This window comes from Kitasatospora sp. NPDC005751 (assembly GCF_040630835.1).
In the GTDB taxonomy this organism is placed as follows: Bacteria; Actinomycetota; Actinomycetes; order Streptomycetales; family Streptomycetaceae; genus Kitasatospora.
On record NZ_JBEXYC010000033.1, the window covers coordinates 25,062 to 39,154 of the forward strand.

General features: G+C 76.2%; 10 protein-coding genes and 1 pseudogene. 9 read left to right on the plus strand and 2 right to left on the minus strand.

The annotated features are described in order from the left end of the window. Nucleotides 1-41 precede the first annotated feature (41 nt). Nucleotides 42-719, minus strand: coding sequence for a thiol:disulfide interchange protein DsbA/DsbL (locus tag ABZ497_RS25055; protein WP_359808404.1), 678 nt, complete (start codon nt 717-719; stop codon nt 42-44). 169 nt (nt 720-888) lie between these two features. Continuing rightward, the gene (locus ABZ497_RS25060) at nt 889-2,001 is read right to left on the minus strand and encodes a glycosyltransferase family 4 protein (RefSeq protein WP_359808406.1); all 1,113 of its coding nucleotides are present in this window, start codon (nt 1,999-2,001) and stop codon (nt 889-891) included. 310 nt (nt 2,002-2,311) lie between these two features. Between ABZ497_RS25060 and ABZ497_RS25065 the strand changes: the two genes are divergently transcribed. The 9 genes and pseudogenes from ABZ497_RS25065 (at nt 2,312) to ABZ497_RS25105 (ending at nt 13,936) form a co-directional block, all read left to right on the plus strand. Continuing rightward, the gene (locus ABZ497_RS25065; protein WP_359808407.1) at nt 2,312-3,442 is read left to right on the plus strand and encodes a glycosyltransferase family 4 protein; all 1,131 of its coding nucleotides are present in this window, start codon (nt 2,312-2,314) and stop codon (nt 3,440-3,442) included. 412 nt (nt 3,443-3,854) lie between these two features. Next, on the plus strand, nt 3,855-5,795 hold the full coding sequence (locus tag ABZ497_RS25070; protein ID WP_359808409.1) for an AAA family ATPase: 1,941 nt from the start codon (nt 3,855-3,857) through the stop codon (nt 5,793-5,795). Beyond that, a complete protein-coding gene (locus ABZ497_RS25075; protein ID WP_359808410.1) occupies nt 5,792-6,931 on the plus strand; it encodes a glycosyltransferase in 1,140 nt (379 codons plus the stop codon). The genes ABZ497_RS25070 and ABZ497_RS25075 overlap by 4 nt, the downstream gene beginning before the upstream one ends. A gap of 53 nt (nt 6,932-6,984) precedes the next feature. Further along, nucleotides 6,985-8,190, plus strand: a complete 1,206-nt coding sequence (locus ABZ497_RS25080) for a GNAT family N-acetyltransferase (RefSeq protein ID WP_359808412.1) — start codon at nt 6,985-6,987, stop codon at nt 8,188-8,190. Continuing rightward, a complete protein-coding gene (locus tag ABZ497_RS25085; protein ID WP_359808414.1) occupies nt 8,190-9,743 on the plus strand; it encodes a hypothetical protein in 1,554 nt (517 codons plus the stop codon). The genes ABZ497_RS25080 and ABZ497_RS25085 overlap by 1 nt, the downstream gene beginning before the upstream one ends. Before the next feature lie 130 nt (nt 9,744-9,873). Then, the gene (locus ABZ497_RS25090; RefSeq protein ID WP_359808415.1) at nt 9,874-11,067 is read left to right on the plus strand and encodes an aminotransferase class I/II-fold pyridoxal phosphate-dependent enzyme; all 1,194 of its coding nucleotides are present in this window, start codon (nt 9,874-9,876) and stop codon (nt 11,065-11,067) included. A 128-nt stretch (nt 11,068-11,195) separates the two neighbouring features. Continuing rightward, nucleotides 11,196-11,651, plus strand: a complete 456-nt coding sequence (gene mscL / locus ABZ497_RS25095) for a large conductance mechanosensitive channel protein MscL (protein ID WP_352294355.1) — start codon at nt 11,196-11,198, stop codon at nt 11,649-11,651. A gap of 355 nt (nt 11,652-12,006) precedes the next feature. Further along, nucleotides 12,007-12,384: pseudogene (locus tag ABZ497_RS25100) on the plus strand (DUF6643 family protein); the annotation flags it as partial. 670 nt (nt 12,385-13,054) lie between these two features. Continuing rightward, nucleotides 13,055-13,936 carry an MOSC N-terminal beta barrel domain-containing protein gene (locus tag ABZ497_RS25105; RefSeq protein WP_359808417.1) on the plus strand — a complete coding sequence of 294 codons (882 nt, stop codon included), beginning with the start codon at nt 13,055-13,057 and terminating at the stop codon, nt 13,934-13,936. Nucleotides 13,937-14,093 lie beyond the last annotated feature (157 nt).

Sequence of the window (14,093 nt, forward strand, 5' to 3'; positions counted from 1 at the left end):
GGGTCGGTTCGGTGAAGGTGATCGGTCGGTCGGGAGAGGGGTCAGCCGCGGGGGTGGCGCTGCTGGTCCTGCTCGACCAGCCGGTCCAGGGCGTCGGGCATCGCCGAGACACCGCCGGCCCGGGTCGGCGTGGTGCGCTCCTCGCCCTGGACGATCACCGTGGGCAGCTCGTTGATCTTGTTCTGGACGAACATCGCGGCGGCGTCGTCGACGGCCCGCCGCACGTCGTCGGAGCGGTAGGCGTCCCGGAAGGTCCGCTCGTCGACGCCCTGGCGCACCGCCCAGTCGGTGGTGGCGTCCTCGGTGGTGAGGTCCTTGTCGTCGGTGTGGACGGCGCGGAAGGCACTGGTCTGGAGGCGCTCGACCAGGCCGAGGCGCTCCAGGGTGTAGTAGAGCCGCGCGTGGCCGCGCTGCGTGCGCTCCTCGGGGCTGCCCGGCCAGATCGCGGGCACCCGGCGCAGGTTGACGTCGGAGCGGTGCTTCTCGGCCCAGGCCTGGAGCGGCTGCTCCAGCTGCTGGGAGTGGCCGCAGTCGTACCAGAAGAACTCGACGGCCTCGGTGCGGGCGCTCTCGCGCACCGGCTTCAGCTGGTCGACGCGGACGGACTGGGAGCCCTCGCGCGACGGTTGGTGGGTGGTGGCCGCGCCGGCCTGGACGGGGGACGCGGCGATCCCGGTCGCGACGGCGAGCAGGACGGTGGACCTCAGCAGCGATTTCACACCGGGCAGTGTGGCGGTGACGGATCGTCGACGGCCACTCGCCCCGAGGGGGCCGGGCCGCGATTCGCCCGATCGGCGCAGCCCGGCCCGGGGGCCGGTGCGAACGGCGGCGCGGACGGCGTCCGTACCGGCGGACCGGCCCGGGGCCGGCGCCTGCCGTCCGCGCGGGTCAGCGGCCGCAGAGGTCGGTGAAGAGCCGCTGCCAGGCGTCGGCCACCACGCCGAGTTCGCAGTGCGCCAGCACGTGCTCCCGGGCGGCCGCGCCGAGCGCCGTCCGGTCGCCGGCCAGCACCTTGGCCAGCGCCTCGGCGAGCGCGACCGGGTCCCCGGGGGCGACCAGCGCGCCGGTGGCGCCGTCGCGGACCACCGAGCGGACCCAGCCGACGTCGGTGGCGACGGCGGGCAGCCCGGCCAGCGCCGACTCGATCAGGACGCCGGGGACGCCCTCGCTGTCGCTGGTGAGCAGCAGGGCGTCGGCGGCCCGGTAGAGCGGGGCCGGGTCGGCGAGGGTGCCGAGGAACTGGGCCCGGGCGGCGGCCGGGTGCCGTTCCAGGGCGGCGCGCTGCGGGCCGTCGCCGGCCACCGCGAGGCGGACGTCGGGGAGCCGGTCGAGCGCGTCGAGGGCGAGGTCGAGCCGCTTCTCCGGGGCGATCGCGCCGATCCAGGCGACCAGCAGCCCCTCGGCGGGCAGGCCGAGCGCCTGCCGGGCCGCGCGCCGCTCGCGCTCGCTCCCGGCGGGCGGGTAGCCGTCGGCGGCGCGGGCGTTGGGGATGGTGCGGACCTTGCCGGCGGGCAGCCGGAAGCGCTCCTGCAGCAGGGTGCGGGCCTCGTCGGCGAGCGCGGTGACGGCGGCCGCCCGGTGCAGCAGGGCGCCGGTGCGCAGCCGGCGCAGCGGGCTCGCCGTCCAGTGCCGGGGGTCGCCGATGGAGACGTAGACGAACGGCGTGCGGGTGCCGGCCAGGGCGAGGGCGCAGGCGGGGAGGGTGGCGGAGCCGTGCGCGACGACCACGTCGGCGGTGCGCGCGGCGGCGCGGAGCGCGAGCAGGGTGGCGGGGTGCAGCCGGGCGCGGCCGAGCACGGTGGTGGCGAGGGTGTCGGGTGCGTCGGGGGCCGCGTCGGGGTGCGGGGCGAGGGCCCGCAGGGCGGAGGCCTGGCCGCGGCGGCGCAGTTCCCGGTGCAGGTCCCGGGCGAGGTTCTGGGCGCCGCGGCGGCGCGGGTCGGTGATCACGTGCAGGATGCGGGGGCGGGTTCCGGCCGTCTTCGCCGGTGTCGCGTCGGGCATGGGAACGACCTTGGCACAGGGGGGCGTCCGGGGCAGCCCCTTCGCACAACCCGGCGGTGGCCCGTGCGCCAGCGCGGTTACCCCTGTCGGGCGCCGGTCGGGTGCCGTCGTACGCCGCCGGCGTCGGGCGCGCGCCCCGGTGCGCGCCCCCGGCCGCCCCCGACCGCCCGGGGCGGCGGGAGGCTCCTGGCCGAATACCTGGCGGGCGGGCGGCGCCACCTGCGATGCTGATCGGCAGTCAGGGTGCCGACCGGCACGGGAGACCGGCCGCGCCCCGGAGGGCGGGGGTTGGCCTGTGCATGTGCTCTATGTGATCGACAGCGTGAGCCGGGTCGGCGGGGCCGAGCAGGGCCTGGTGGCGATGGCCCCCCAACTGGTGCGGTCCGGGGTGAAGCTGGACGTCGCGTACCTCAAGGACTCGCCCGGGGGCTTCCAGCCGGAGCTGACCGGAGCGGGGGCCGATGTCTTCGGCGTCGGCCGGGCCACCCGGGGGCGGACGCTCGCCGCGCTGCGCGGGCTGGTCCGCGAACGCCGCCCGGACCTCGTCCACACCACGCTGTACGAGTCGGACGTCCTCGGCCGGGCCGCCGCGCTGTCGGCGCGTACGCCGGTGGTCTCCAGCCTGGTGAACTCGGCGTACGGGCCGGAGCACCTCAACGCGCGCGGCCTCAGCCCCTGGAAGGTGCGGGCCGCCCAGACGGTGGACGCCGTGACCGCCCAGGGCACCCGCCGGTTCCACGCCCTCACCAGGCACGTCGCGGGCGCGATGGCGCAGCGGCTGCGGGTGCCGCGGGAGCGGATCGACGTGGTGCCGCGCGGGCGGGACCCGGAGCTGCTGGGCACCGTCACCCCGGAGCGGCGGGCCGCCGTCCGGGCCGCGCTGGGCCTGCCGCAGGACGCGCCGGTGGTGCTCGCGGCCGCCCGCCAGCAGTACCAGAAGGGCCTGGACGTGCTGTTGGAGGCCTGGCCGGCGGTCCTGCGGGCGGAGCCGGACGCGGTGCTGCTGCTGGCCGGCAGCGAGGGCACCGAGACGGCCCGGCTCACGGCCCTCGCCGAGGCGGCGGGCGGTGTGCGCTTCCTCGGGCCGCGCGGCGACGTCTTCGACCTGATGGCCGCGTCCGACGCGTTCGCCGTGCCGTCCCGCTGGGAGGGGCTGGGCAGCGCGGCGATGGAGGCGATGGGCGTCGGCGTGCCGCTGGTCTGCGCGGACGTGCCGGCGCTGCGCGAGACGGTGGGCTCGGAGGACTACGCCCGGCTGGTGCCGGCGGAGCAGCCGGCCGCGCTGGCGGCGGCGCTGGTCGACACGGTGCAGGACCGGGCCTCGGCCCGGGTGCGGGCGAAGTCGGCGCGGGCGCGGTTCCTCACCTCGTTCACCCTGCACCAGGTGTCGGCGCAGATGGTCGGGTTCTACGAGCGCTCCCTGCGCCTGCGCACGATCTGACGGGATCCCGTCGGTCCCGGGCGCCGTCCCGGTCATCGGGCGGTCCCAGTATCGCCAAAGCGGTTGCGCCGCACGTCGGGGCTCGGCAAGCATCGCAGGATGACCGGCGGCCGGTGCGCGGCGTGCGTGGCCGGCGTGGGCGTGGCCCGGCGTGGGCGGGGGCGCGGCCCCGACCGGGCCGGCCGGGGCCCGGCACCGCTGCGCCGCCGGGCGCGGGTCGGCGGGGAGCGAGCCGTCAGGGGGGCGGGTCGGGCAGCGGTTCGTCAGGGGGCGAGTTGCGACATCGGGCGAGGGATTCCACCGGGCCGAGAGCGTGGCGCAGGACAGACAGAGGCAGCAGCACCCGGACCGCCGCGCTCCCGAGGGGAGCTCACCAGCACCACCGCACCACGAACGCGAGGGGATCCCACCGGTGGAACCGGCAAACCACTTCACCGTCCTGCGGCGGTACTGGCGGCTGCTCGTCGGCTGCACGCTCGCCGCACTCGTCGTCGGCTGGCTGCTGACCCCCACCGGTGACACGGTGGACAACGCCAAATGGAAGTGCAAGGTCGCCATCACGCCGGTCGCGGGGGCCGGCGACACCGTGCGGGCCGACCAGGTGCTCTCGTACGCGCAGGGTTCGGACGTCGCGACGGCGGCGGCCCACCAGCTCGGCATCGGCGACGCCGCCGCCGTGATCGCCCGCCGGACCGTGACGGCCGACAGCGCCCAGATGCTCTCGATCGCCACCACCGGGCCGACCCAGCAGTCCTGTTCCGACCTCGCGGCCGCCTACTCGGCCGCGATCATCAAGGGCTTCAGCGACGAGTCCGCCAAGAGCGCCGCCGAGACGGTCCGGAAGCTGCAGGCGCAGGCGGACGCCCAGCAGAAGCAGCTCGACGACATCCAGCAGCAGTTCAACCGATCCTCGGCCGGCGACCAGCCGAAGCTCCAGCCCAAGCTGACCGCCGCGTCCACCTCGCTGACCGCCACGCTGACCGCGATCAGCAAGCTGCAGAACGGCGCCCAGACCGACGCCATCCAGCAGTGGGGCAGCATCGACGCCCGGCAGAACGCCGGCAACCTGCTCTCCTCCCCCAGCCGGAACGTCCGGCTGGGCCTGGCGGTCGCGCTCGGCCTCGGCCTCGGCGTGGTCGCCGCGCTGATGCTCAGCCGGATGGACACCCGGCTGCGCACCCGCAACGCCGTCGAGGAGGGCTTCAACCTGCCGGTGATCGGCGAGGTGCCGCAACTCTCCCGCCGGCTGCGGCGGTTGCGCGAACCGCTGGTCCGGGCCCGCCCCTCGGACCCGGCCGCCGAGGCGTACCGCTCGCTGCGCTCCACCCTGCTGCTCACCGGGCCGGACGCGCTCGGCCGTTCGGCCGCCGGGCCCGCCGAGTGGGAGCGCGCCGAGCCCGCCCCGCGCCGGCCCGCCGATCCGGCACCCGTGGTGCTGGTGGCCTCCGGCGGCAGCGGGGACGGACGGACCACCACCGTCGCCAACCTGGCCGCCGCGCTCGCCGAGACCGGTCGCGAAGTGCTCGTCCTGGACTGCGACTTCCGCCACCCGCAGCTGCACGCTCACCTCGGCGTGGGCGGCGGTCCGGGGATGGCCGAGCTGCTCAGCGGCGAGCGGCTCGGCGAGCTGGACGACCTGATCCGGCCGACCAACGTGGCGGGCGTCTCGCTGATCACCGGCGGCAACACCACCGCCTACCCGGCCGCACTGGTGCTGCGCGCCGCCGAGGTCCTGCGCCGGGCCCGCCGCCACGCCGACGTGATCCTGGTGGACACTTCGCCGCTGCTGCACGCCAACGACGCTTACGACCTGGTCCAGCACGCCGACGCGGTGCTGGTCACCGTGCGCAGCGGCAATGTGACCCCCGAACAGGCGGACCGGGTCGCCGAGTTGCTCTCCCGGACCGGGGTGCCGGTGGCCGGGGTGGCGCTGCTCGCCAGCTTCGGCCCGGGCGGACGGCGCCGGCGCACCGGGACGGTCGGCGGACCGGCGGCACCGGGCGGCCGGGCCGCCCCGTCCACCCTGCCGCGCCCGGCCGCGCCGGCAGTGGACCGGGCCCCCGACCGGGCCCTGGAGCGAGGCCGGGACCGGGGCCGGGACCGGGGGCCCGACTGGGGCGCGGACCGGGGGCCCGACTGGGGCTCGGACCGGGGCGCCGAGCGAGGTGCCGAGTGGGGCACCGAGCGGGGTTCCGACCGGGCGGCGCCGAGCTGGGCCCGGCGTGACGCCGCCGGACCGGGCCGGACCCGCCCCGACGCCGGTCCGGGCGTCAACGGCCACGGCCCCACGGCCGGTGCGGTCGGCGGCGACCCGGGCGAGCCGGCCCTGCTGCGCGAGGCGGAGGAGCGGTGACCGGACGCACCCGGGTGCTCTGGCTGGCCAAGGGCCTCGGCCGCGGGGGCGCCGAGCAGCTGCTGCTCAACTGCGCCCGCCAGGTGGACGCTTCGCGCTACGAGGTCGAGGTCGCCTACGTACTGCCCTGGAAGGACGCGCTCGCCCCCGCGCTCACCGAGGCCGGCGTGCGGGTGCACTGCCTGGGCGGCGTGCCGGGCGCGCCCGGCCGGGCCGACCCGCGCTGGCCGCTGCGGCTGCGCCGCCTGCTCGCCGACCGCCGCTACGGCCTGGTGCACACCCACATGCCCGTCCCGGCCACCGCCGCCCGGCTGCTGTCGTACGGGCTCGGCGGCGGGGGCGCGCCGCGCCTGGTCCACACCGAGCACAACGTCTGGGACCGCTACCGCCCGGCCACCCGCTGGGCCAACGCGCTGACCTACCGGCGCAACGACGCGGTGATCGCCGTCTCGCACGCCGTCGAGCGGACCATCCCGGCCGCGCGCCGCCGGCCCGGTGCCTGGGTGCACGTGGTGCACCACGGACCGGACCTGGCCGGCGCCCCGCAGGGACCGGCCGCCCGGGCCGCCGCGCGGGCCGGACTCGGCCTGCCGCAGGACGCGTTCGTGGTCGGCACGGTCGGCAACCTGACACCGAAGAAGGACCAGTCCACGCTGCTCGCCGCCCATGCCGAGCTGCGCCGCGGCCGACCGCCGGCCCGGCTGGTGGTGATCGGCGCCGGGCCCCTGGACGAGCGGCTGCGGGCCCGGGCCGCCGAGCTGGGGGTGGCCGACAGCGTGCTGTTCACCGGCTCCCGCCCGGACGTCCCCGCGCTACTGCCGGGACTGGACGTCTTCACCCTGAGCTCCCGTCAGGAAGGCCTGCCGGTGGCCCTGATGGAGGCGATGACGAGCGGCCTGCCGGCCGTGGTCACCCGGGTCGGCGGCATGCCGGAGGTGCTCGACGACGGCGAGCAGGGCCTCCTGGTGGAGCCCGGTGACCCGGTCGCCCTGGCCGCCGCGCTCGGCCGGCTGGCCGACGACCCGGAGCTGCGGGAACGCCTCGGGGCGGCGGCGCGGGAGCGCTCCGCCCGCTTCGACGTCGCGGGCGCCCAGCGGGCCGTGGAGGCGGTGTACGAGAAGGTGCTGCGGCGCTGAGCCCCCCTGGTCCCCCGAAGGCTGCTACCACCGAACGGAGAGCGAGTCCGGACGTGAGTGCCCTGCCCGCCCCTGCCGAGCTGACGTTCCGCCCGCTCGCGGAGGACGACCTCCCCGCGGTGCTCGACCTGCTGACCGCCTCCCTGGCCGGCGGCCCCACCGGCACCCGCACCGCCGACTTCTTCGGCTGGAAGCACCGGCTGGGGCCCTTCGGCGCCAGCCCCGGCCTGGTCGCCGAGACCCCGCAGGGGCGGCTCGCGGGGGTGCGGCTGTTCCTGCGCTGGCAGTGGCACGAGGGCTCCACCGGCCGTACCGTCACCGCCGTCCGGCCGGTGGACACCGCGACCCACCCGGACTTCCGGGGCCGCGGGATCTTCCGCCGGCTCACCCTGGACCTGCTCGGACAGGTCGCCGGTGAGGCCGAGTTGGTCTTCAACACGCCCAACGGGAACAGCCTGCCCGGGTACCGGAAGATGGGCTGGCAGGAACTCGGCCGGGTACCGGTGGCCCTGCGCCCGGTCCGCCCGGCCGCGTTCGCCCGCGGAGTGCGGGCGGCGCTGGCCCGCACCCCGGCCGGCGCGGCCGCGCCACCGGCCTGCGGGCTGCCCACCGCCCGGTCGTGGTTCGCCGACCGCGTGACGCTCCCCGACCCGCCCCGGACCGCCGACCGGGCCGCTCCCGACGGCCCGACCACCGCCGACCGCCGGAACCGGACCGCCGGCCGGGCCGCTCCCGACGCGGCCACCGGCTCCTCCGGAGGCCCCGCCGGCGACCCGATGGCCGGCGCCGACGGCCCGCTGGCCGAGCTGCTGCGCGAGCGGGCCGCCGCCGACCGCGCCGATCCCCGCCTCGCCGTGCTCCGCACCCCGGAGTTCCTGCGCTGGCGCTACGGCGAGGCCCCCGGCCTGGACTACCGCGTCCTCACCTGCCACCGGGGCGGCGAGCTGACCGGCCTGGCCGTCGGCCGGCCCCGACGCCGCGGCCCGCTCGCCGAGTTCACCCTCGCCGACGTCTTGGTCCGCCCCGGCGACCGGGACAGCGCCGCCCGGCTGCTGCGCGCCGCCGCCCGCGAGTCCGGCTGCGACCACGTCGCCACGCACCTCTCCCCCGGCACCGAGGCCGCCGCCGCGGCGCTGCGCTCCGGCTTCCTGCGGGCCCCCCGCACCGGGATGACGCTCGCCGCGCGCACCCCGACCGGCCGGACCGCACTGACCCTGCCCGACTGGCGGTTCACCCTCGGTGACCTGGAGGTCTTCTGATGCCCCGGCCGGCTCCGGCCCGGGCCGTGCCGCGCCGCACACCCCGGCCGTCCGCCGTCGCCGCCGTCCGGGCCCGGGTGCCCTGGCCGTCCGCCGTCGCCGCCACCCTGGTGACGGCCTACGTCACGCTCTTCGTCGTCGCCATGGTGCACACCTCGTACGACACCTGGGGCGCGCTGCTGGTCCTGCCGGTGCTGATGGCCGTCGGCACCCCGGTCCTGGCCCGGATCGCCGCCGCCAACCCCGAGCGGGACGTGTTCCGGCTGCTGATGCTGGCCATGACCGCCAAGCTGCTCTGCGCCTTCCCCCGCTACCTGATGGCCTTCGTGCTGTACGGCGGCGCGGCCGACGCCAAGATGTACCACCAGAAGGGCGCCGAGCTCGCCACCTACCTGGGGCAGGCCGACCTGCTGGCCGGCGTGCACTACGACCTCGGGATGAAGGTCGCCGGCACCGGGTTCGTCATCATCGTCACCGGGGTGGTCTACGCGATCACCGGGCCGTCGCTGATCGGTGGCTTCCTGGTCTTCTCCTGGCTGGGCTTCTGGGGACTGCTGCTGTTCTGGCGGGCCCTGCAGATCGCCTTCCCCGAGGCGGACACCCGCAAGTACGCCAAGCTGGTCTTCTTCCTGCCCTCGCTGCTGTTCTGGCCGTCCAGCATCGGCAAGGACGCCTGGATGATGTTCTGCCTGGGCCTGACCACCTACGGGACCGCCCGGCTGCTGGACCGCCGGTTCGGCGCCTTCGCCTGCGTCGCGCTCGGCTCGGTCGGCACCGCGATGGTCCGCCCGCACGTCACCGCGCTCGCCGGGGCCGGCCTGCTGGTCGCCTACGTGCTGCGCAAGCGGCCGCGGCAGGCCAGCGCGCTCGGACCGCTGCGGACCATCCTGACCGCCGTGGTGCTCGGCGCGATGGCGGTGCTGATGCTGCAACAGGTCTCGACCTTCTTCGGTACCGACGGCACCGGCGGCGACGCCGTCAACCAGGTGCTCTCGGAGACCTCGCGGCGCACCAGCCAGGGCAACTCGATGATCAGCGCGACCGCCCCGGAGGACGCCGCGCCGCGGTTCAGCCTGAATCCGGCCGGGCTGCCGGTCGCCGTGGTCAGCGTGCTCTTCCGGCCCTTCCCCTTCGAGGCCTCGAACATCCAGAACCTGATCCAGTCGGTGGAGTGCTTCGCCCTGCTGGTGATGTTCATCCGGAGCTGGCCGCAGCTCAGCAGAGTGCCGCGGCTCTTCGTGCAGCGGTCCTACGTCGCCTTCACCACCGTCTACACGCTGCTGTTCTGCTGGGCCTTCTCGACCATCAACAACATGGGCATCCTGTCCCGCGAACGCGTCCAGGTACTGCCCCTGGTGCTGGTCCTGCTGGTCGTCCCGGCCGCCTCCACCGCCGCCCGGGGGGCCGCCGAGCGCCGGCCGCCGCCGGTCTGGCGGGTGGCGCCGGGGCAGTGGGGCGGCCGGCGGCGGCCGCCCGGGCTCCACCCCGTCCGGCTCGGCGGACGGGAGCCCGGGGAGGCGGCGCCGTCCCGAGGGGGATCCACCGCGCCCTGACCCCTCCCCCCGCCCCGGCTCCGGCCCGTCCCGGCGCCCGGTGCCAGGGCTCCGCCGACCTCGCGGACACCACCGCCCGTTCGCACTCCCCCGCCACTGGCGAGCACCGGACTACCCACGGAGGTATCTGATGACCACCGACACCCTTGCCCTGCCGGCCGCCCTCGGCGGCACGCCCGCCTTCCCGGAGGGGCTCCCGCTCACCCGCGTCCAGGTCCCGGACCGCGCCACCCTGCTGGAGCGGCTCGGCGCCGTCCTGGACAGCGGGCAACTGACCAACGGCCGCACCGTCGCCGAGCTGGAGGAGGCCGCCGCCGAACTGCTGGACGTGCCGCACGTGGTGGCCGTCTCCAACTGCACCGCCGGCCTGATGCTGGTGCTCCAGGCGGCCGGTGTGGCCGACGGCCGGCCGGTGGTGATGCCCGGCTTCACCTTCTCCGCCACCGCCCACGCCGCGCACTGGGCCGGCGGCACCCCGGTGTTCGCCGAGGCCCGTGAGCGGGACATCACCCTGGACCCCGAGGACGCCGCCGCCCGGCTCGCCGCCGCCGACCGCCCGGCCGCGCTGATGGCCACCCACGTGTACGGCACGCCCTGCCAGGTGGAGCGCCTCCAGGAGGTCGCCGACGCGGCCGGCGTGCCGCTGGTGTACGACTCCGCGCACGGCTTCGGCAGCAGCCGCCGCGGTGTGCCGATCGGCAACTTCGGCTACGCCGAAGTGTTCTCGATGAGCCCCACCAAGGTCGCGGTGGCCGGTGAGGGCGGCCTGGTCGCTACCCAGGACGCCGCGCTCGCCGGACGGCTGCGCACCGCCCGCGACTACGGCAACCCGGGCGACTACGACACGCTGTTCCCCGGCCTGAATGCCCGAATGAGCGAGCTGCACGCCGCCGTCGGTCTCAACTGGCTGGCCGGGCTGCCCGAACGGGTGGTCCACCGGGGCACACTCGTCGCCGAGTTCGCCGCCGTGACCGCCGGACTGCCGGGGCTGCGGCTGGCCCTGCCGGAGGACGGCGACGTGTCCACCTTCAAGGACCTCACGCTCATCCTGGACGCCGCGGCGTTCGGGCTCAGCGCGCGCCAACTCGCCGACGCGCTCAGGGCGGAGGGCATCGACTCGCGCCGCTACTTCCACCCGCCGGTGCAGCGCCAGCGGGCCTACGCCCACCTCGGCCAGGCCGAGTCGCTCCCGCTGACCGACCGGCTGGCGGACTCGGTGCTGACGGTGCCGCTCTGGACCCAGATGGACGCGCCCACGGTACGCCGGATCGCCGGAGCGGTAGTCCGGATCCAGCCGTACGCGGAGCGTCTGCGCGCCGCCTGACCGGGCCGCGTCCCGTTAGGCGGATCGGGTGAACGCGGTTGGACCGCGGCCCCGCCCGGTCGGCAGGATGTCCGGCCGGGGCCCGCGGTCCCATCTCACCCTCCCCCGTACGGATTTGGAGTCACCCGGTGCTCAAGGGATTCCGCAGCTTCCTGCTGCGCGGAAACGTCGTGGACCTCGCGGTCGGCATCGTCATCGGTGCCGCGTTCACCGCTGTCGTCACCGGGTTCGTCACGGCGTTCCTCACCCCGCTCATCGGGGTCGCGAGCGGCGCCGTCGGCGACTTCACGCAGAAGACCTTCGCGGTGGCCGGGACGAACTTCCCGTACGGCGTCTTCGTGAACGCGCTGATCAGCTTCGTGCTGGTGGCCGCGGTGATCTACTTCATCGTGGTGGTCCCGGTCGGCCGGCTGCAGGCCCGGCTGGACGGCGCCAAGCCCGCCCCGGTGGCCAAGGCGGACTGCCCGGAGTGCCTGAGCCCGATCCCGGCGGCGGCGGTGCGCTGCTCGTTCTGCACCTCCGAGGTGGCCGGTCGGCCGGGCTTCCCGGCGCAGTCCGCGGCGGAGCCGCTCCAGGTGCGCTGACCTCGGGTTCTGCCACGCCCGGCGGCTCTCACCGTGACTTTATCCCCGAAACATTCACGAGCCCTCGCCGCGCAGTCGGCGGGGGCTTGAATGCGCCGGCGCACGCCCTGACCGCAAAAGTTTCTTCGCCCGGCCCGGAACCGTTCACCGGCCCGTCACCGCACGGGGCTTCACCAGCCCAGTCCGGGCTCTGTTCGACCGCGCACCCCGGTCCGAAGCTGGCCGGAAGTCGTCGCCGGAATGTCCGTTCTTCGCACTTTCGAAACTTTTGTGCGAGCGAAGACTGTGTAAACACTCGAACTGCTCGCCCTCCCACTCTCCTCAGCAGGCGCATTGTGGGCTTACCGTATGCCCCATGACCTCGCCCCGCTCCTACGACGGAGTCGGCTACCCCCCTCCGTCCTTCTCCTCCGGCACGCCCATCTACGACAGCCTCGTCGCAGAGCGCGGTGTCCCGCAGATCGCGCCCATCAACGTGCCGGCCGCCCTGCCGCCGGCACTGTCGTCCGGTTACGGATCAAGCCTCGGCCAGTCCTACGAGAACCGGTACGCGACCGGGTACGACACCCCCGGCAGCAACCTCCCCGCGCTGCCGCCCGCGCGCCTCGCCCTGGGCCCCGGCCCGAGCAGCGCTCCCTCCGCCGGCCCCGCCACGGCGTACATCCCGGCGCAGCCCGCACCGGCGTACGCCTCCGCGCCCCAGCCGCCCGCCCCCGGCTACGGCGCCCCCCAGCCGTACCTGTCCGCACAGCGGCCGCAGGCCCCCGCCCCCGGCTTCTCGCAGGCCACCGGCGGCGGCGCCTTCCAGCCCTCCGGCGGCCAGAGCTTCGGCGGCCAGAACACCTTCGTCGGGGCCGGCCAGGGCGGCCAGCAGACCTTCGGCGCGCAGCCGATGGGCGCGCCCGGCTCCTTCGGCGGCCAGCCGCAGGGCGGCGGTCAGCCGCACGGTGGCCCGCAGAGCTTCGGCGGGCAGCAGAGCTTCGGCGGCCAGCAGTCCTTCGGCGCCCCGGGCCAGAACGGTGGCGGCTTCCAGGGCCAGGGCGGCGAGCAGGGGTTCGGCGGCGCGCAGCTGCGCCCGGCCGTCACCCCGGTCGCCCCGGTCCGCCCGATGCAGCCGCAGCGTCCGGGCCCGTACGGCGAGCCCGCCCAGTTCCAACAGGGCTACCAGCCCCAGGGGCAGGGCTACTGACCGACACCCCCGGCCGGCCCCACCCGGCCCCCGCCCGCAGCACCTGAGCACGATCCCGACGTCATCCCGCGCCGGGCGCACGGAGAAACGGGTCATCCACGGACCGCCCGGACCGCCACCCCACGGCGTCCGGGCGGTCCGTGCGCGTTCCGGCCCCGGGCGGCCGCGGAGGGCGGGACGCCGGGCTCCCGGGGGGAGCTGGCAGGATGGGGGGATGCTGCTCACCGGACTCCACATCCACCCCGTCAAGTCGATGTACCGCCTGAGCCCCGAGCAGGCCCGGGTCGAGCCGTGGGGGCTGGCCGGCGACCGGCGCTGGATGCTGGTGGACGCCACCGGGCGCTTCGTCAGCCAGCGCGACGACACCGCCGTCGGTCTGATCCGCGCCGAACCGGCCGCCGACGGCACGCTGGTGCTGACCGCCCCCGGCGGCTCCCGGATCGAGGTTCCGGCGCCCGGCGCCGCCGCCGGCGACCCGCTCGCCGAGGTCGAGGTGTGGGGCACCCGGTTCCACGCCGCCGAGGCCGCCAAGGAAGCCCAGCTCTGGATCGCCGAGCAGCTGAACGGCGACTACCGGCTGGTGCACCTGGACGACCCCCGGGCCCGCCCGGTCGACCCGAAGTTCGGCGGGCCCGGCGACACCGTCTCGATGGCCGACGGCTTCCCGCTGCTGCTCACCACCACCGCTTCGCTGGACCGGCTCAACGCGCTGATCGCACAGGAGCACCCGGAGGGCCACGAGGTGCTCCCGATGGCCCGGTTCCGCCCCAACGTGGTCGTCTCCGGCAGCGAGCCGTGGGCCGAGGACGGCTGGCGCCGGATCCGGATCGGCGAGTTGACCTTCAAGGTGGTCAAGCCGTGCGGGCGCTGCGTGGTCACCACCACCGACCAGGAGAGCGGCGAGCGGCGCGGTCCCGAGCCGCTGCGCACCCTGGCCCGGCACCACCGGCTGCTGAAGAAGGCCTCGTTCGGGCAGAACCTGATCCCCGAGCGCCCGGCCGGCGTCGGGGGCGACGTGCTCGGCACGCTCCGGCTCGGCGACGAGGTCGAGCTGCTGGAGGGCGGCGCGCACTGGCCGACGGACGAACGGGTGTGAGCCGGGGGCGCCCGCGAGCGGCGGGCGCCCCTCCCGCCCGCGCCGCCGACGGACCCGCGGTCCGCGCGGCCGTCGCCCGGTGGGCCGGCCCCTCCGGGGGCCCGGGCGCCCCGGCCTTGGCCACGAACGGCCCTCCGTACACCGCCCTGTCGCCGCC

Bases quoted from the DNA above. Each gene is read 5' to 3' on its own strand.
- ABZ497_RS25060 (WP_359808406.1), bottom strand. From the start codon at position 2,001: ATGCCCGACGCGACACCGGCGAAGACGGCCGGAACCCGCCCCCGCATC.
- ABZ497_RS25085 (WP_359808414.1), top strand. From the start codon at position 8,190: ATGCCCCGGCCGGCTCCGGCCCGGGCCGTGCCGCGCCGCACACCCCGG.
- ABZ497_RS25090 (WP_359808415.1), top strand. From the start codon at position 9,874: ATGACCACCGACACCCTTGCCCTGCCGGCCGCCCTCGGCGGCACGCCC.
- ABZ497_RS25105 (WP_359808417.1), top strand. From the start codon at position 13,055: ATGCTGCTCACCGGACTCCACATCCACCCCGTCAAGTCGATGTACCGC.